The sequence below is a fragment of the Streptomyces sp. NPDC006687 genome, from assembly GCF_040636215.1.
GTDB lineage: Bacteria > Actinomycetota > Actinomycetes > Streptomycetales > Streptomycetaceae > Streptomyces.
In genome coordinates this window covers 1-17,731 of the sequence record NZ_JBEYJJ010000010.1, presented here as the reverse complement: position 1 = coordinate 17,731, position 17,731 = coordinate 1, and the positions used below count along the sequence as shown (strand labels likewise).

Sequence of the window (17,731 nt, the reverse complement as noted above, 5' to 3'; positions counted from 1 at the left end):
GGGCGGTCCGGGGCGTCCGGCGCTCAGGGGGTCTGGCCGACGGAGCCCGCCTGCTCGGCGGCGCGCGCGGGGGCGAGGGACGTCGGGACGAGGCCCGCGACGGCCCGTTCCGCCGCCGTCAGCGGGGGTGCCTGGGGGGCGCCCCGGTCCGTGGCGCGGAGCACGTGCCAGACCACCCGGGGCCGCAGCCAGCGGGTCGGTGCGCTGCTCATCGTGATGACGTGGAAGAGCTCGCCCGTCAGCGTCTCGTCGGTGGTGGCCCCGGTCATCAGCCGGTTCACGTACGAGCTGACCAGGCCGGCTCCCGGCCGCAGCCTCGTCCCGGTGGCCCCCGGGTACAGGATGTCCTGCGAGGTCGCCAGCTCCCAGGCGGTGCTCACCGCCGGGGCGATAGCCCGCTGCGCCGCCCGGCCGATGCCGGGGTGACCGAGCCCCCTGGCGCGCAGCAGGCCGCGGACGGCCAGCAGCGACTGCGCCGCCACGGACATGCCCTGCCCGTACAGCGGGTTGAAGGTGGCCACCGAGTCGCCGACGGCGAAGAACCCGTCGGGCAGCCGCGCCCTCTCGAAGAAGACGCGGCGGTTGGCGGTGCCCGGGGTGACCGCCACGTCGGTCAACGGTGTGCGCCCCTCCAGGAGTTCACCGACGACCGGGTCGCGGATGCCCTTGGCGAACGGGATGAACAGATCCGGGTCCCCGGTCGGCTGGCCGCCCCGGGTGCCGGAGAGGGTCGCCTGCCAGCGGCCGCCCTCGATGGGAACGATGGTGGCCGTCCGTCCCGGCACGGGAACCCGCGGGTCGGACTGGACGTTGACGATGGGGAAGCCCGCCGCGTGGGCTCCGGCCGGGGCCTCGAAGATCCGCGTCGCGTAGACCAGTCCGGAGTCCACCTCGTCCTGCCGGATGCCGGGCACGCCGAGCTCCTCCAGCCAGACCGGGGCCCGCGAGCCCCGTCCGCTCGCGTCCACGACCAGGTCGGCGGTGACCAGCCGGCCCCGCTCCCCGGGCATGTCGACGCGGACGCCGGTGATCCGGGCCGCCGACCCCTCCAGCGCCCGCACCCGGCCCTGCTCAAGGACGGTGACCCCCGGAAGGGCCCGTACGCGGGCGCGGAGCACCGAGTCGAGGAGGTCACGGCTGCAGGAGATGTTGAACTGCTTCTCCCCCCAGCGCGGGATCCACCCCTGCGCGGTCTTGGTCACCAGGTCGGTGGGCAGGCTGCGGCGCAGCGCGCCCGCGCCGGTCCAGGCGTCGGTGAGGCCGGGCAGGATCCGCTCGATGGCGCGGGCGCCGCCCGACCACAGCACATGGGTGTGCCGGGCCTGGGGGAGCCCCCGGCGCGGGGCCGGCCCCTCGGGCAGCAGGTCCGCGTCGATCACGGTGACCGAAGCGTGTTCGGCCAGCACGGCGGCGGCGAGCAGTCCGCTCAGGCTGCCCCCGATGACGACGGCGTGGCGGGGCGCGGGGGACTGGTTCACCGGGGCATTCTCCATGTCGACAAGACGTTCGATCTGGTGCGTCCGCAGCGCAGCCTAACCGCCGCTCGCGCGGGGCGGCCAGCACCTCCGCCCTGCGCTCCGGCGCCCGCGCGGAGGGGGTCAGCCCAGGGTGCGCAGGTACTTCACCGTCGCCGGGTCCGCGGGCAGGAACGTCTCGATGGCCAGCTCGGCGACGGTCACGTCCATCGGCGTGTTGAAGGTGGAGATGGACGAGACGAAGGAGAGCGCCTGCCCGTCGTGCTCGATCCGCAGGGGCAGCGCGAAGAACGCCACGGGCTCCTGCGGCTCCGCGTCGCCGGGCCGCCGCGCCACCGGGTAGGCGGCCACCTCCTCGTACAGGGCGCGCAGCGGCGCCGAACGGGCCAGCGCGATCTGCCGTTCCATCTGGTCCAGCAGGTGCCCCCGCCACTGGGGCAGGTTGAGGATCCGCGGAGCGAGCCCCTCGGGGTGCAGGGTGAGCCGCATGGCGTTCAGCGGCGGCTCCAGCAGGTGCTCCGCGACCCCCTCCAGCAGCATCGCGATGCCCCGGTTGGCCGCGACCACCGTGTACGTGCCGTCCACGACCAGCGCCGGGTACGGCTCGTAGCCCGTCAGCAGCCGCTCCAGGCCCTCGCGCAGGGTGCCCATGGAGGGGTCGTCGAGCGGGGTGTGCGCGTACCGGGGCGCGTAGCCTGCCGCCAGCAGCAGGGCGTTGCGCTCCCGCACCGGGACGTCGAGGTGGTCGGCGAGGCGCAGCACCATCTCCTCGCTGGGCCGGGAGCGGCCCGTCTCGATGAAGCTGATGTGCCGCGAGGAGGAGTCGGCGCGGCCCGCCAGCTCGAGCTGGCTGATCCCGCGCCGCAGCCGCCAGTCGCGCAGCAGGGGCCCCACGGAGGGGGCGCCTCCCGCCGGGGTCGAGGTGGTCATGGACACGACGTTAACCGAGGAACGCCCGCCGGTCCGGACGCGTCCCACGGGCCGGACGGGCGCGCCCGGCGGCCCGGGGAAGTGCCGGGCGCGCACCGGCGCGGGAAGGGTTCGCTCCGGGGCGCTCCGTGGAAAACTCACTGCACAGCACGGACGAGGACGAACGACGAGCCCGAGGAGGCCGCGGATGCCGAGCGAACCGCTCTCGCAGAAGGAGATCGAGGACCGGCTCCGGGAACTCCCCGGCTGGTCTTTCGAGGACGACCGGATCCACCGCACCTACCGCCTGGGGAGCCATCGCGCCGCCGGCGCGTTCGTGGCCCATGTCTGCGTGGTCCAGGACGAGTTGAACCACCACTCCGACCTCACCCTCGGCTACGACACCGTCCGCCTCGCGGTCAACAGCCACGACGCGGGCGGACGTGTCACCGAGAAGGACTTCGCGCTGGCCGAACGCGTCCAGGCCCTGGCCCCGGCCCACGGCGCGCACTGACCCCGCGGACGGAGCGGCCCCCGCGCGCCGGCCGTCACGGCCTCCTCGGGCGCAGGCGTCCGAGGAGGCGGCGGCACCGGCGCAACGGGGAGCGCCGTCCTCGTCGCCGTCCGCTTCAGACGTCGAAGACGGCCGGGTCCGGGCCGATCCGGCGGCCGCCGGCGCCCAGCGCGTCCAGCGCCGCCAGCTCCTCGGCGTCCAGCTCGAAGCCGAACACGTCCAGGTTCTCCCGGATCCGGGAAGGGGTCACCGACTTCGGGATCACGATGGTGCCCCGCTGGAGGTGCCAGCGCAGCACCACCTGCGCCGCGCTGCGCCCGTGCCGGGCGGCCACCTCGGTCACCGCCGGGAGCTCCAGCAGCTCCTTGCCCTGGCCGAGCGGGGACCACGCCTCGGTGGCGATGCCGAGCGAGGCGTGCAGCTCGCGCAGTTCGGCCTGCGGGAACAGGGGGTGCAGCTCGATCTGGTTCACGGCCGGGACCAGGGAGCTCTCGGTCCCCAGCCGCTCCAGGTCCTCCCGGCGGAAGTTCGACACGCCGACGGCCTTGGCGCGGCCGCTCGCCGCGAGCTCCTCGAAGGTCTTCCAGATGGTGAGGAACTCGTCGCGCATCGGGCGCGGCCAGTGGATCAGGTACAGGTCGACGTGGTCCAGGCCCAGCTTGCCGAGCGAGTCGTCGAAGGCGCGCAGCACCGCGTCGCGGTCCCAGCGCAGCTCCGGCCCGTTCCACAGCTTGGTGGTGACGAACAGTTCCTCGCGCGGCAGCCCCGAGCCGGTCAGCGCCCGGCCGGTGCCGCGCTCGTTGCCGTAGACGGCCGCGGTGTCGACGCTGCGGTAGCCGGCCTCCAGCGCCGTCCCGACGGTCCGCTCCGCCTCGTCGTCCGGGATCTGCCATACGCCGAAGCCGAGCTGGGGCATGAGCGTGCCGTTGTTGAGCTTGATGTTCGGGACCTGGTTCACGGTGGGTGTTCCTCGGGGTCAGTGCGGTGGGGTGTGGTGCGCCGCGCTCGGCGGCGCACGGGGGGCGACAACCGGCCGCCCGCAGCGCGTATTCCCGCCACCGCGCACCCTCACCCGAACGGTCCACGGGTTCAGGAGGGGTAGAGTCCCGCGATCTCCCGGGCGTACGCCTTCTCGATCGCCCGGCGCTTCAGCTTCAGCGAGGGCGTCAGCAGCCCCCGTTCCTCCGTGAACTGCTCCGCCAGCACCCGGAAGGCGCGGATCTGCTCGGCCTGCGACACCCGCGTGTTCGCGGCCACCACCGCCCGCCGCACCTCCGCCGTCAGGTCCGGATCGCCCACCAGCCGCTCCGCCGGCCGCTGTGCCAGCCCGCGCATCGACAGCCAGTGCGCCACCCCCTCCATGTCCAGGGTGACGAGCGCCGAGACGAACGGCCGGTCGTTGCCCACCAGCACGCACTGGGACACCAGGGGATGCGAACGCACCCGCTCCTCCAGCGCCGCGGGCGCCACGCTCTTGCCGTTCGAGGTCACCAGGATCTCCTTCTTGCGCCCGGTGATCGTCAGGTATCCGTCCTCGTCCAGCCGTCCCAGGTCCCCGGTGGCCAGCCAGCCCTCGCGCAGCACCTCCTGGGTGGCCCGGGTGTCGCCGAGGTAGCCGGAGAAGACGTGGGGGCCGTGCAGCCACACCTCCCCGTCCTCGGCGATGTGCACCGTGGTGCCCGGGATCGGCGGCCCGACCGTCCCGTACTTCACCGCGCCCGGCGGGTTCGCGGTGGCCGCCGCGCAGGACTCCGTCAGCCCGTACCCCTCGAAGACGGTGATCCCGGCGCCTTCGAAGAACAGGCCCAGCCGCCGCGACATCGCCGACCCGCCGGACATCGCGTGCCGCAGCCGCCCGCCCAGGGCCTCGCGGACCTTGCCGTACACCCGCTTCTCGAAGAGCTGGTGCTCCATCCGCAGCGCCGCCGAGGGTCCGGGCCCGGTCCCGAGGGCCTTGTGCTCCCGGGCCTCCGCGTACCGGACGGCCGTCTCCACCGCCCGGTCGAAGGCCCCCGTGCGCCCCTGCGCCTCCGCCGTCCGGCGGGCCGCCGCGAACACCTTCTCGAAGACGTACGGGACCCCCAGCACGAACGTCGGCCGGAACGCGGCCAGATCGGGCAGCAGCTCCGAGGAGGCCAGCTCCGGCTGGTGTCCCAGCCTGAGCCGGGCCCGTACGGCGGCCACCTCCACCATCCGCCCGAAGACGTGCGCCAGCGGCAGGAACAGCAGGGTGGACGGCTGCTCGTCCGCCCCGGCCCGGAAGACCGACTCCCAGCGGGTGACCAGCGTGTCGGCCTCGAACATGAAGTTGGCGTGGGTCAGTACGCACCCCTTGGGGCGGCCCGTGGTCCCGGAGGTGTAGATGACGGTGGCGACCGCGTCCGGGGTCACCGCCCGCCGGTGCCGGTGCACCACGTCCTCGTCCACCCCGCGGCCCGCCGCCACCAGCTCCGCCACCGCCCCCGAGTCCAGCTGCCACAGCAGCCGCAACCCCGGCAGCCCCTCGATCACCGAACCGACGGTCATCGCCTGGTCCTCGTTCTCCACCACGCACGCGGTGCAGGAGGAGTCGGAGAGGATCCAGTGCACCTGCTCCGCCGAGGAGGTGGGGTAGACCGGGACCGGCTGGGCGCCGATCGCCCACAGCGCGAAGTCGAACAGGGTCCACTCGTAGCGGGTACGGGCCATCACCGCGACCCGGTCCCCGAACCGCACCCCCTGCGCCAGCAGCCCCTTGGCGAGCGCCAGCACCTCCGCGGCCAGCTCGGCGGAGGTCACGTCCTGCCACACCCCGGCCGTCTTGCGGCCCAGCGCCACCCCGTGCGGGTCCCGTCCGGCATGTTCGAAGACCACGTCGGCCAGGCCGCCGGCGGGCGACCCGCTGACCACGGGGGGCACGGTGAACTCGCGCAATATTCCGCTCCTTGGGTCCCGGGCGCCGAGACGCTACCCCACCGGCCCCACCGTCCGGCACCCCTGAGGAAACCTCCACAAGATCCCCCCGGGCACAGGACCGCCCGGCCCGCGCGTTCACCCGCCCGGGCCCCGGACGGGTGTTCCGGCCGGCCGGGGACGGCCTCAGGCCGGCCGGCTCAGGCGGTCGCCGCCCGCCAGGACGGCGGCCGCCAGGGCCTCCGCCGCCGGCGTCGGACGGTCTCCCAGGAGCAGGGCGAACTCCACCGGCCCCAGCTCCGGCAGCCCGCCCACCCGCACCAGCCCCGGCGGGATCAGCCCCCGGGTGTGCGCCATCACCCCGAGCCCCGCGCGGGCCGCCGCGACCAGCCCGCTGAGGCTGCCGCTGGTGCAGGCGATCCGCCAGGGCCGCCCGTCCCGCTCCAGCACCTCCAGCGCCCGCGCCCGGGTGATCCCCGGCGGCGGGAAGACGATCAGCGGCACCGGCCGCTCCGGGTCCAGCCGCAGCCCCTCCGCCCCGATCCACACCATCCGGTCCCGCCACACCAGCCGGCCCCGCTCGTCCCCCGGGCCGCGCCGCTTGGCCAGCACCAGGTCCAGCCGTCCCTCGTCCAGCCGCTCGTGCAGGACGCCCGACAGCTCGACCGACAGCTCCAGGTCCACCTCGGGGTGCTCGTGCCGGAACCCCTCCAGGATCTCCGGCAGCCGCGTCAGCACGAAGTCCTCCGAGGCCCCGAACCGCAGCCGCCCGCGCAGCCGTGTCCCGGTGAAGAAGGCCGCCGCCCGCTCGTGTGCCTCCAGGATCGTGCGCGCGAAGCCCAGCAGTGCCTCGCCGTCCTCCGTCAGCGCGACGCTGTGGGTGTCGCGTGCGAACAGCGGCCGCCCCGTCGCCTCCTCCAGCCGCCGCACGTGCTGGCTCACCGTCGACTGCCGCACCCCGAGCCGCCCCGCGGCCTGGGTGAAGCTGAGCGTCTGGGCCACGGTGAGGAAGGTACGCAGCTGGACGGGGTCGTACACGCCCCCAGAGTAGGAGGGGCGGGCTCATCACGCCACGCGATGACAGTCAGAGCGGTATGCGGGTTTCCCGATGACCGCCCACCGGCGACGATGGAAATGGCCCCGCACCCGACCGCCCTGCGGCTGACCGCCCAGAGCCCGACCGCCCCGCGCCCGACCGCCCCGCGCCCTGACCGCCCCGCGCCCCGACCGCCGCCGCCCCAGGCGCCCGGCCGCCGACAGCAAGTGAGCACCGCCATGCGACGCCCCCGCCTCCCCGCCCGACTCCCCGTGGACCCCTACGTCCTGGCCCTGCTGGCCACCGTGGGCCTCGCCGCGCTGCTCCCCGCCCGAGGCGCCGCCGCCACCCTCGCCGACGGCGCCTCCACCGCCGCCGTCGCCCTGCTCTTCTTCCTCTACGGAGCCCGGCTCTCCACCCGCGAAGCCCTCGACGGCCTGCGCCACTGGCGCCTGCACACCACCGTGCTGGCCTGCACCTTCCTCCTCTTCCCCGCCCTCGGCCTGGCCGCCCGCGCCCTCTTCCCGGCCCTCCTGACGCAGCCCCTCTCCAACGGCCTGCTCTTCCTCTGCCTGGTCCCCTCCACCATCCAGTCGTCCATCGCCTTCACCTCGATCGCCCGGGGCAACGTCCCCGCCGCGATCTGCGCCGGCTCCTTCTCCAGCCTCGCCGGCCTCGTCCTCACCCCCCTGCTCGCCGGAGCCCTGCTCGGCGGCGACACCGGCGGCTTCTCCCCGGACTCCCTCCTGAAGATCGTCGTCCAGCTGCTGCTGCCCTTCCTCCTCGGGCAGGCCCTGCGCCGCTGGGTCGGCGGCTTCCTCACCCGCCACAAGAAGGTCCTCGGCCGCGTCGACCGGGGCTCGATCCTCCTCGTCGTGTACGCCGCCTTCAGCGCGGGCATGGCCGCCGGCGTCTGGCGGCAGGTGAGCCTGCCGCGCCTCGGCGCGCTGATCGCCGTGGAGGCCGTACTCCTCGCCGTGATGCTCCTCGTCACCTGGTACGGGGCCGCCCGCCTCGGCTTCGGCCGCGCCGACCGGATCGCCATCCAGTTCGCCGGGTCGAAGAAGAGCCTCGCGGCCGGACTCCCCATGGCCAGCGTGCTGTTCGGGGCCCAGGCGTCCCTCGCCGTGCTGCCGCTGATGCTCTTCCACCAGATGCAGCTGATGGTGTGCGCGGTGCTGGCCCGCCGCCGCGCCCGCGACCCGCGGGACCCGTCCGGCACCGAACTCCCCGGCGCCCGTGTGGCGGAGGTCTCGCCCCGGCCCCAACACCCCGCCGCGCAGGGCCGGTAACGTGCGTCGGTGACCTGGATACGCCCGATCGCCGCCCATACCCCGCGCCCCTGCACCCTCGTGGTCTGCCGGGGCTGCTGCTGCGGGGACCCCCGCAAGAACCCCGGCACCGACCACGCCGGCCAGCTCGCCCGGCTCCAGGAAGCCGCCGACGCCTCCGAGGGCCGGCTGGCCGTGCGGACCAGCGACTGCCTCGGGCCCTGCGCCCAGGCCAACGTGATCGTGGTCCAGCCCACCACCGAGGCCCGCCGCCGCGGGGCCCGCGCCGTCTGGTTCGGCTTCGCCCTGGACGACACCGCGACGGACGAGATCATCGCCTGGGCCGAATCCGGCGGCCCCGGCACCACCCCGCTCCCGGCCACCCTCGACCTGCACCGCATCGACCCCCCGGAGCCGAAGGCCGCCACCACGCCCCGCAGGGGCACGCCCCGCAAGGACACGCCCCGCAAGGGCAGGCGTCGCTAAGCCGTGGCCGCGTCGGCGGAGGGCAGGAGGATCCGCTCCTCACCGGCGTAGATGTTCATATCGGGGCCGCGCAGGAACCCGACCAGCGTCAGCCCCGCCTCCAGCGCCAGGTCCACCGCCAGGGAGGACGGCGCCGACACCGCCGCCAGCACCGGGATCCCGGCCATCACCGCCTTCTGCGCCAGCTCGAAGGAGGCCCGGCCCGAGACCAGCAGCACCGCCCCGGCCAGCGGCAGCCGCCCCGCCTGCAGCGCCCGTCCGACGATCTTGTCCACGGCGTTGTGCCGGCCCACGTCCTCCCGTACGTCGAGCAGCTCGCCCTCCGCCGAGAACAGCCCGGCGGCATGGAGCCCGCCCGTGCGGTCGAAGACCTTCTGCGCCGCGCGCAGCCGGTCCGGCAGCGCCGAGAGGACACGGGCGGGCACCCGTACCGGGTCCGCCGCCAGCCCCGGGAAACGCGTCGCCGTGCGCACCGCGTCCAGGCTGGCCTTGCCGCACAGGCCGCAGGAGGAGGTGGTGTAGACGTTCCGCTCCAGCGTGATGTCCGGCACCGGAACCCCGGCGGCGAGCTGCACGTTGACCACGTTGTAGGTGTTGGAGCCGTCCTCCGTGGCCCCCTCGCAGTAGGTCACGGCCTGGAGGTCCGAGGCCCGCGCGATCACGCCCTCGCTGGCCAGGAAGCCCGCCGCCAGCGCGAAGTCGTCACCGGGGGTGCGCATCGTGATGGCCAGCGGCTTGCCGTTCAGCCGTATCTCCAAGGGCTCCTCGGCGACCAGGGTGTCCGGCCGGACCCCGGCCCTCCCGCCCCGCACCCGTACGACGCGGCGCCGCTCGGTGACCCGTCCCATCGCGATCAGCCCGCCCGTTCCGTCTCATCTTCTCCTTGACGAGGACATTCTCGCCGATCCGGCGCCGCCCCGGCCTCCAGGCTGGAGAATGCTCGGGATTCTCCAAATTCCCAGGGGCCAATCCTGTTGGGTTACACGCACACGTACTGATCGGTAGCAGGGGAAGGTGAATGGTCCTGACTGCCTTACAAAGGGGGACTCCGCCCATGACCGGTTCACGCGTGGTGGCGCTTGGGCACTACCAGCCCGCGAAGGTGCTCACCAACGAGGACCTCGCGGCCATGGTCGAGACCAGCGACGAATGGATCCTCTCCCGGGTCGGCATCAGGACGCGCCACATCGCGGGCCCCGAGGAGACGGTCGACGAGCTGGCCTACCAGGCCGCCGGGAAGGCCCTCGCCAACGCGGGCCTGACCCCCGACGACATCGACCTCGTGCTGGTGGCCACCTCCACCGCCATCGACCGTTCCCCCAACATGGCCGCCCGCGTCGCCGCCAAGCTGGGCATGACCAGCGCGCCCGCCGTGATGGACATCAACGTCGTCTGCTCCGGCTTCACCCACGCGCTGGCCACCGCCGACCACGCCATCCGGGCCGGCTCCTCCACCCGCGCCCTGGTCATCGGCGCCGACACCATGGCCGGGATCACCGACTGGACCGACCGCTCCACCTGCGTCCTGACGGGCGACGGCGCCGGCGCGGCCGTCGTCGAAGCCGGCCCCGACGCCGGCATCGGCCCCGTCCTGTGGGGCTCCGTCCCGGAGATGGGCCACGCGGTGCGCATCGAGGGCACGCCGCCGGTCTTCGCACAGGAGGGCCAGGCCGTCTACCGCTGGACCACGAGCCGGCTCCCGGCGCTGGCCCGCAAGACCTGTGAGAAGGCCGGAATCACCCCCGAGGAGCTCGCCGGGGTCGTCCTGCACCAGGCCAACCTGCGGATCATCGAGCCGCTCGCCGCCAAGATCGGCGCCGTGAACGCCGTCGTCGCCCGGGACGTGGTCGACTCCGGCAACACCTCGGCCGCCAGCATCCCGATGGCCCTCTCCAAGCTGGTCGAGCGCGGCGAACTCCCCTCCGGCGCCCCGGTCCTCCTCTTCGGCTTCGGCGGCAACCTCTCGTACGCGGGCCAGGTGATCCGCTGCCCCTAGAGCCGCCGGCCCCCGGCATGCCCGCAGGTCAGCGCGGCGTGGCGGCCGGCGGCCCCGCCCGCTTACCTGGTCGGAGGGCGGCCGAACCTTTGCTATGGTTGTCCATGTCGCCACGGGAAACCGCGGCCGACCACCGGTCCGGGTGGCGGAATGGCAGACGCGCTAGCTTGAGGTGCTAGTGCCCTTTATCGGGCGTGGGGGTTCAAGTCCCCCCTCGGACACCAGTGGAAACCCCAGTCGATCTGGGGTTTTTCTGTTTTTCCGGCTGCGTGGAAGCGTATTGACATGTTCACAGCCCGTCACCAGTAGCATGGCCGAAGCTCCAGTTCGCTCCCTGTGCGTCCGACGGAGAGGAAGAGTCATGCGCAAGCCCCTGATGGTGACGGCCGTGGCCGTGATGGCGGCCATCGGTCTGGCCGCCCCGGCGCAGGCCACCGTGAACAGCGTGGACAGGCCCTTCAGCATGGCCTACGGCAACAGCACCACCTCCGGAACGATCCACTTCACCGACGGGTACTCCGCCAGCCTGTCCGGAGCGGTCCACGCGGCGAGCGGCTCCCGCATGGTCTGCGCCTGGGGGGAGAACGGCACCGTGACGACCGGCAACACCATCTGCAGCCCGTGGGCCAACGCGGGCGGGCCGGACCGGTCCTTCAGCGGATCGCTGCAGATCGAGCTGCCGGGCGGCGTCCAGCGGGTCTACATCGCGATGTACGACGAGAACGGCACCCCACGGGCCGAGCAGGTCTGCACCCGCACCAGCTGTACGCGGCTGTACTGAGTCTCTTCCCACGGAGGCGCGGGGCCGGCCGGCGCCGATGGGCCGGCCCCAGGACCAGGGCCCCGCTTCAGGTGCTCAGGATGACCAGGCGCTGTGCGGGGACCGTGCCCGGGGTGAGGGCGGGCAGGGTTTCGGGCAGGGCCAGGCGGGGCGGTTCGGTGCCGGGGTGGGGGCCGAAGAGGTAGGCCGCGCCCGAGGCCGGGTCGCTGACCAGGTGGGGGCCCGCGGCGGACTGCGTGAAGCGGGTCAGCGGGGTGCGGAAGAGGCGGCCCAGGTGGCGGAGGGTCTCCGGGGTGGGGGCGGTGGGCGCCGGGGGCGGGGTGGTGTCCGGGGGGATGGCGCCCGACAGGAGCAGGGCCAGCAGCACCGGGACCGCCTTGCGGCGCAGGGCCTCCGTGGCGGAGCGCAGGCGGTGGGCGTGGGAGGCGGGCAGGGAGAGGGCGAGGCTCCCGGCGGCGCCGCCCATGGTGATGGGCACCGCCGAGCAGACGACCCCGGGGGAGTACTCGCGCAGGTCGAACACCGGGGCGCCGGGGGCCACCGCGTCCAGGGCGCTGAACAGGACCCGGCTGTCGGTGATGGTGTGCGCGGTCAGACGGGCCGGGCGGTGGCGGGCCACGTGGTCGGCCCGTACCTCGTGGTCGAGCTGGGTCAGCAGGCACTTGCCGACCGCGCTGGCGTGCGCGGCGGCCCGGAAGTCCACCCACTCCCGCACCGGCGGAGCCGCCGGCCCGTCCGCCATCTGGGTGATCCGCACCTCGCCGTCCGCGTACCGGCTCAGGTAGACGGCGGCGCCCGTGCTGTCCCGGGCCAGGGCCAGGGTCCGCTGGAGCTGGCCCGCCAGGCCCCCGCCGCCCGGGGCCGCGAGCCGGTCCAGGGCCGGCCCGGCCGCGTACACCCCCGCGCCGGCGCGGTACGCGTACTCCTCCTCGCACAGCATCGACAGCAGCGGGCGCAGCGCCGCCTCCGTGAGCCCGGCCTTCCGCGCGAGCTGCCCGGAGCGCACCCCCAGGGGGTGCCGCTCCAGGACCCGGACGACCTCCAGCGCGCGTCGCGCCTGCTCCAGGGCCTCGCCCGTGTCGCCCCGGACCACGGTCGCCCGCGCGGCCGAGGTCAGCGCGGGGTGGCGCAGCGGGCCCGCGGTGGGGCGGGGCCGGGGCGCGGGGAGCGGAGGCGGCGGCTGGAAGGCGGCCAGGACCCCGGGAAGCTCCGCCCCGGGCAGCGCCACCGGGCCCAGATCGGGGTCCTCGCACTGGTCGACGTACCGCAGGACAGCCGCCTGCGCGCACAGCCGGACCTCGCGCAGCTCCCGGCGCCCCCCCGGCCTGAAGCCGCGGCGGCCCAGCTCGCGGGCCCACAGGCGCGCATCGTGGTGCTCGCCGCAGCGGGAGTGGTCGAGGAAGAGGCAGTAGGCGGCGCGGGAGGTGCGCGCGGTGGCGGACCCGGCGGCGAACTGCCACCAGAACCGCGCGCCTTCGCGCAGCCCCGCCAGGTGCAGCAGGCAGCCGAAGACGACGGCGCCCGGCGGGTCGGCGTGGCCGCCGTCGACGAAGCGGCGCAGGTCGCCTCCGGCGTGCGGATCGCAGACCACGGAGAGGCAGACGGCCTTCAGGTCGCGGCGGGCGCGTTCGGAGTCGAGCGGGCGGTCCCGGGCGGGATCGCTCCAGCCGGAGGGACGGCGCCGGTGGCGGGCGGTCCCGGGGGCCGGGGCGCCCGAGGCGCGGGGGGTGCGCAGCAGGCGGGCTTCGGCGGCGCCGATGTCGTAGTGCGGGTAGCGGTCGCGGACGGCGGCGCGGAGCAGGAACTCCGACAGGCCCCGGCGGGCCGCGCCGGGGCTCCCGCCCGCGCCGGTGCGGTCGTCGGCGGGGCTCATGATTCGGCGGCGGCGTCGAGCAGCCGCGCGAGGCGCCGGTGGGCCTGGCCGAGCTGCGAGCGGACGGTGGCCTCGTCGACGCCCATCACGGCGGCGGCCTCGCCGGGGGTGCACCGCAGCCCGTAGCGCAGCACCACGGTGTCCCGCTGCCGCTCGGCGAGGCGGGAGACGGCCCGGTAGAAGCGGATGGTGTCGGTGAGGACCTCGTACTGGTCGGGGTACGCCTCCTTCAGGGCCGCCTCGAAGGCGCTGATGTCCATCGGCTCGGGCCGGCGCAGGCGGGGGTCGCGGCGCTGCTGCCAGTCGACGATGCGCTGCTTGAGCACGGTCCAGGCGTAGGCGTCGAGGCGGTCCATGTGCAGCATGCGGAGCCATTCGTGCATGATCGAGTCGAAGGCGGCGTCCACCGCGTCCTCGGCGTCCGCGTCGGAGCCGAGCTGGAGGTACGCGAAGCGCATGTACGCCGGGCGCCGGTTGGTGTGGAAGGCCCAGAACGACAGGCGCGCGCTCGGGTCCCACTGGCTCATGGGAGTCGGCTGCCGCCGCCGGCTGGGCAGCCCCACGGCCCCGCCGGACTCCTCCGGTCCGCCATCGTTCACCGTTCCCCCCTTCGTCCCCTGGTGCCGGTCCATGAGAGCAGCACCGGCGCACTCGGGGGGCGTGGATGGGAAAGCTGAAGGGATTACGTCGGGGGGTGACCGGTTCGTGAACGATGTCGATCACGCGGAGGCCCCGAAGGCCCGTACGCATATGCCCAGGCCGGAAACGGTGCGCGGCGCGGGGCGCGGCCGAGGGGGCGTGGCGCCGGGGCCGGCGTCGGGCGTGCGCCGGGACCGGCGTCCGCCCACCGGATACCGGTCGGGGTCCGTGCCCGCGGTTCGATACGATGAACCGCCTCACCATGCGTATCCGGCACGGCACGCCCCGAGCGGGCCGCCACCGCCGGCCGGACCCGTATGGATCCGTAGAAATGAACTGAAATGGAGCATCCGAGGATGGCTCGACATCTGATCACCAGCGCGCTTCCCTACATCAACGGGATCAAGCACCTGGGCAACATGGTCGGGTCGATGCTTCCGGCGGATGTGTACTCCCGGTACCTCCGCCAGCGCGGCCACGACGTCCTGTACATCTGCGCCACCGACGAGCACGGCACCCCCGCCGAGCTCGCCGCCAAGGAGGCCGGGATCTCCGTGGCCGAGTTCTGCGCGCAGGCCCACGACGCCCAGAAGGCGGTCTACGACGGCTTCGAGCTGTCCTTCGACTACTTCGGCCGCAGCTCCTCCGCGCAGAACGCCGAGATCACCCAGCACTTCGCGCGGCAGCTCCAGGCGAACGGCTTCATCGAGGAGCGCGCGATCCGGCAGGTGTACTCGCCCGCCGACGGCCGCTTCCTGCCGGACCGCTACGTCGAGGGCACCTGCCCGCACTGCGGCTACGACAAGGCGCGCGGCGACCAGTGCGAGAACTGCACCCGCGTCCTGGACCCCACGGACCTGATCGAGCCCCGCTCGGCCATCTCCGGCTCCACCGAGCTGGAGGTCCGCGAGACCAAGCACCTCTTCCTCCTCCAGTCCAAGCTCCAGCACGAGGTCGAGAGCTGGGTCGCGGAGCACGAGGAGGAGTGGCCGCAGCTGGCGTCCTCCATCGCCCGCAAGTGGCTGACCGAGGGCCTGCACGACCGCGCCATCACCCGCGACCTCGACTGGGGCGTCCCCGTCCCCGCCGACACCTGGCCGGAACTGGCCGCCGAGGGCAAGGTCTTCTACGTCTGGTTCGACGCGCCGATCGAGTACATCGCCTCCACCAAGGAGTGGGCGGACGCCGACCCGGCCGGCCGCGACTACAAGTCCTGGTGGTACGAGGCCGAGGACGTCCGCTACACCCAGTTCATGGCCAAGGACAACGTCCCGTTCCACACGGTGATGTTCCCGGCCACGGAGCTCGGCACCCGCGAGCCGTGGAAGAAGGTCGACTACGTCAAGGCGTTCAACTGGCTGACGTACTACGGCGGCAAGTTCTCCACCTCCCAGAAGCGAGGCGTCTTCACCGACCAGGCGCTGGAGATCCTCCCGGCCGACTTCTGGCGCTACTTCCTGATCGCCAACGCTCCCGAGTCCGACGACTCCTCGTTCACCTGGGAGCACTTCGCCGCCACCGTCAACAAGGACCTCGGCGGCACCCTCGGCAACTTCGTCAACCGCGTCCTGACCTTCTCCCGCAAGAAGTTCGGCGACGAGGTCCCGGCCGGCAGCCCGGCGGGCGAGGCCGAGGCCAAGCTCGGCGAGCAGATCGCCGAGCTGCTCGCCGAGTACGAGGGCCACATGGACACCCTCCAGTACCGCAAGGCCGCCGCCGCGCTGCGCGCCCTGTGGTCGGCGGGCAACGCCTACCTGGACGAGAAGGCCCCCTGGCTGGAGGTCAAGACCGACCTCGACGCCGCCGCGCTCACCCTGCGCACCGCGATGAACCTCATCCACCTCTACTCGGTGGTCTCCGAGCCCTTCATCCCGGCCTCGGCGCGCGCCATGCGCACCGCGTTCGAGCTGTCCGGCGACACCGCGGCGTGGGTGACGCCGGAGCAGGCCAGGGCCCTGGACGCGGTCCCGGCCGGGACCCCGTTCACCGTGCCGCCGGTGCTCTTCGCCCGGGTCACGGAGGAGGACCTGGAGTCCTACCGCGAGCGCTTCGGCGGTTCCCCGGAGGCGTAGGCCCGCCGCGTAACCACCGCCCGAAGGGCGCGACCCCGCCGGGGGCCGCGCCCTTCGGCGCGTCCGGGGCCGGGTCAGCGGGCGCGGGTGTCCTCGGACCGCCCTGCCCTGTCAGCGGGGGCCGGGGGCCGCCCGGGGAACTCGGTCCCTCCGGTGCGTGTCGAACCGGGCCCTTGATCGTTTCTTCAGCCGTAAGCCCCCTATCGGCTGCCGGATCGGAGGACCGCGGTGACGGCTTGGCACTACTACGCCGGAGCGGGCATGGTGGCCGTGCTCTGCCCGCTGCACGGCCATGTGGCGGTCGCCGGGGACGGGCACGGCAGCGGGGCCCGGGTCGACCTGTGCGTCCCGGCGGGGCGGCCGCCCGCCCGCCCGGCGATGCCGCCGCCGCCCGTGGCCCGGCCCGGGACCCCGCCGGTGGTCCCGCCCGCCGTACGGGTGCGGGTGCCCGGCGCCGAACGGCCCGCCGTGCACCACCCCGGCGAGGCGCCGGGCCTGCCGCCGGCCCCCGTGCCCGCGCCCCCGGCGCCGGGGGCGGGGGCGCAGCCGGGCTCGGCTCCGCCGGGGGCGCCGCCGGGGACGGAGGCGGGGCCGGGCGCAGCCGCCGGTCCGGCCGGGCCCCGGGCCGCCGCGCCTGTGCGCGCCTTCCACGTGCGCCCGTACCGCTCCGTGGCCTTGCAGCGGCGCAACCCGGGCGGGCTGAGCACCATGATGCTGATGGTGGTCGTCACCACCCCGGCCGTGCTCGCCGCCGCCGCGCTGCGCCCCCGCTCCAAGAGCGGTGCGGGTCGGGCCTCCTGAGACACCGCAGCCGCGACACCGAAGCGCCGGCGATCCGCGCAGCGGCGCACCACGTACCGAAGCATCCACGAACGGGAGATCCCTCGTGTCCGAATGGCTGGTCCTGGCCATCGCCATGGCGCTCGTCTGCGCCCTCGTCTTCGCCTTCACCGTGATCCGGCACCGCCGGGTCGCGGACGACGAGGACACCAGCGAAACCCCCGACGTCATCGAGTACATGACGATGATGGTCGGCGTGGTCTACGCGATCGTCCTGGGCCTGGCCATCGCGGGGGTCTGGGAGGCGCGCGGGGCCGCCGAGGACGGCGTGCGCCGCGAGGCCCAGTCGCTGTACGAGGTCACCCAGCGGGCCGACGTCTACCCGGCGCCGGTCCGCGACCGGATCCGCGGCGAGGTGGACGCGTACGTCTCCCACACGGTCAACGTCGACTGGCCGCGGCTGGTCTCCGGCCAGGCGGCCTCGCCCGAGGGCGCGCAGCTGCTCGGGAAGCTGCGGTCGGACGTCACCCACCAGAGCCCCGGCAACGAACTCCAGGCCCAGGCGTACCAGCCGCTCCTCGACCAGATCGCGGCTGCCGACGACGCCCGTCACTCCCGCACGCAGAGCGACGAGTCCACCCTGCCGAGCGTGGTCTGGGTCGGGCTGGTGGTGGGCGGCGTCGTCACCATCGGGCTGATCTTCACCCTGCAGATCCGGCGCTCCGGCCGCGAGCTGCTGCTGGCCGGCCTCTTCAGCGCGCTGATCGTGTTCCTGCTCTTCATGGTCTGGAGCTTCGACGCCCCCTACGGGCGGGCCGGCACCGACTCCGCGGGCGCCTTCGAGGACCTGTTCCCGGCCCTGTCGGTGACCGCCTCGCGCTGACGTCACCCCGGCCGCGGGGGGGGGGGGGGGGGGGGGCCCCCCCGGGCCCGCCGCCCCCCCCCCCCCGGCCCCCCGCACCCGCGCGGCGAGCCCCCCGAAGACCACGTCCGACGCCCGGACGAGC

Annotated in this window: 15 protein-coding genes, 1 tRNA gene and 1 pseudogene; 9 read left to right on the top strand and 8 right to left on the bottom strand. The window is 74.3% G+C overall.

Features of this window, described 5'->3' with window-relative positions; genetic code table 11:
• Positions 1-23: 23 nt before the first annotated feature.
• Both ABZ716_RS14985 and ABZ716_RS14980 read right to left on the bottom strand, forming a co-directional pair.
• Complete coding sequence (locus ABZ716_RS14985; RefSeq protein WP_358959190.1) at positions 24-1,478, bottom strand: pyridine nucleotide-disulfide oxidoreductase; 1,455 nt, start codon at positions 1,476-1,478, stop codon at positions 24-26.
• Between the two features lie 120 nt (positions 1,479-1,598).
• Entirely contained in the window at positions 1,599-2,405 is an 807-nt protein-coding gene (locus tag ABZ716_RS14980) for a helix-turn-helix transcriptional regulator (protein WP_358959187.1), read from the bottom strand.
• Between the two features lie 187 nt (positions 2,406-2,592).
• On the opposite strand from ABZ716_RS14980, the gene ABZ716_RS14975 reads away from it, so the two are divergent.
• Entirely contained in the window at positions 2,593-2,898 is a 306-nt protein-coding gene (locus ABZ716_RS14975; protein ID WP_358813927.1) for a 4a-hydroxytetrahydrobiopterin dehydratase, read from the top strand.
• A 115-nt stretch (positions 2,899-3,013) separates the two neighbouring features.
• On the opposite strand, the gene ABZ716_RS14970 is transcribed toward ABZ716_RS14975, so the two are convergent.
• The 3 genes from ABZ716_RS14970 to ABZ716_RS14960 all read right to left on the bottom strand — a co-directional run bounded on the left by ABZ716_RS14970 (position 3,014) and on the right by ABZ716_RS14960 (position 6,828).
• The gene (locus tag ABZ716_RS14970; protein ID WP_358959184.1) at positions 3,014-3,856 is read right to left on the bottom strand and encodes an aldo/keto reductase; all 843 of its coding nucleotides are present in this window, start codon (positions 3,854-3,856) and stop codon (positions 3,014-3,016) included.
• 131 nt (positions 3,857-3,987) lie between these two features.
• Positions 3,988-5,811: an AMP-dependent synthetase/ligase gene (locus tag ABZ716_RS14965; protein ID WP_358959182.1), complete on the bottom strand. Its 1,824-nt coding sequence runs from the start codon at positions 5,809-5,811 to the stop codon at positions 3,988-3,990.
• A gap of 165 nt (positions 5,812-5,976) precedes the next feature.
• Positions 5,977-6,828 carry a LysR substrate-binding domain-containing protein gene (locus ABZ716_RS14960; RefSeq protein ID WP_358959179.1) on the bottom strand — a complete coding sequence of 284 codons (852 nt, stop codon included), beginning with the start codon at positions 6,826-6,828 and terminating at the stop codon, positions 5,977-5,979.
• 237 nt (positions 6,829-7,065) lie between these two features.
• Here ABZ716_RS14960 and ABZ716_RS14955 point away from each other — a divergent pair, with 237 nt between their 5' ends.
• Both ABZ716_RS14955 and ABZ716_RS14950 read left to right on the top strand, forming a co-directional pair.
• The gene (locus tag ABZ716_RS14955) at positions 7,066-8,118 is read left to right on the top strand and encodes a bile acid:sodium symporter family protein (protein ID WP_358959176.1); all 1,053 of its coding nucleotides are present in this window, start codon (positions 7,066-7,068) and stop codon (positions 8,116-8,118) included.
• Between the two features lie 9 nt (positions 8,119-8,127).
• Positions 8,128-8,583: a (2Fe-2S) ferredoxin domain-containing protein gene (locus tag ABZ716_RS14950; protein WP_358959173.1), complete on the top strand. Its 456-nt coding sequence runs from the start codon at positions 8,128-8,130 to the stop codon at positions 8,581-8,583.
• On the opposite strand, the gene fdhD is transcribed toward ABZ716_RS14950, so the two are convergent.
• Positions 8,580-9,431, bottom strand: a complete 852-nt coding sequence (gene fdhD, locus ABZ716_RS14945) for a formate dehydrogenase accessory sulfurtransferase FdhD (protein WP_358959170.1) — start codon at positions 9,429-9,431, stop codon at positions 8,580-8,582. The genes ABZ716_RS14950 and fdhD overlap by 4 nt on opposite strands.
• 206 nt (positions 9,432-9,637) lie before the next feature.
• On the opposite strand from fdhD, the gene ABZ716_RS14940 reads away from it, so the two are divergent.
• From ABZ716_RS14940 to ABZ716_RS14930, 3 genes are all read left to right on the top strand, one after another.
• Positions 9,638-10,579: a beta-ketoacyl-ACP synthase III gene (locus ABZ716_RS14940; protein ID WP_351880008.1), complete on the top strand. Its 942-nt coding sequence runs from the start codon at positions 9,638-9,640 to the stop codon at positions 10,577-10,579.
• 136 nt (positions 10,580-10,715) lie between these two features.
• Positions 10,716-10,803, top strand: a tRNA-Leu gene (locus ABZ716_RS14935).
• A gap of 137 nt (positions 10,804-10,940) precedes the next feature.
• The gene (locus ABZ716_RS14930; protein ID WP_358959167.1) at positions 10,941-11,360 is read left to right on the top strand and encodes a hypothetical protein; all 420 of its coding nucleotides are present in this window, start codon (positions 10,941-10,943) and stop codon (positions 11,358-11,360) included.
• Between the two features lie 346 nt (positions 11,361-11,706).
• Here the strand turns inward: ABZ716_RS14930 and ABZ716_RS14925 are convergent.
• Together ABZ716_RS14925 and ABZ716_RS14920 are read right to left on the bottom strand one after the other, a co-directional pair.
• Positions 11,707-12,453: pseudogene (locus tag ABZ716_RS14925) on the bottom strand (IclR family transcriptional regulator C-terminal domain-containing protein); the annotation flags it as partial.
• A 776-nt stretch (positions 12,454-13,229) separates the two neighbouring features.
• A complete protein-coding gene (locus ABZ716_RS14920) occupies positions 13,230-13,832 on the bottom strand; it encodes a sigma-70 family RNA polymerase sigma factor (RefSeq protein WP_358813937.1) in 603 nt (200 codons plus the stop codon).
• A gap of 396 nt (positions 13,833-14,228) precedes the next feature.
• Between ABZ716_RS14920 and metG the strand changes: the two genes are divergently transcribed.
• The 3 genes from metG to ABZ716_RS14905 all read left to right on the top strand — a co-directional run bounded on the left by metG (position 14,229) and on the right by ABZ716_RS14905 (position 17,607).
• Positions 14,229-15,944, top strand: coding sequence for a methionine--tRNA ligase (metG, locus tag ABZ716_RS14915; RefSeq protein ID WP_351880016.1), 1,716 nt, complete (start codon positions 14,229-14,231; stop codon positions 15,942-15,944).
• 228 nt (positions 15,945-16,172) lie between these two features.
• Positions 16,173-16,745 (top strand): hypothetical protein, encoded by a 573-nt coding sequence (locus tag ABZ716_RS14910; protein WP_358959164.1) that lies wholly within the window; start codon positions 16,173-16,175, stop codon positions 16,743-16,745.
• Between the two features lie 85 nt (positions 16,746-16,830).
• A complete protein-coding gene (locus ABZ716_RS14905) occupies positions 16,831-17,607 on the top strand; it encodes a hypothetical protein (RefSeq protein WP_355967611.1) in 777 nt (258 codons plus the stop codon).
• The last annotated feature ends 124 nt before the right edge of the window (positions 17,608-17,731 follow it).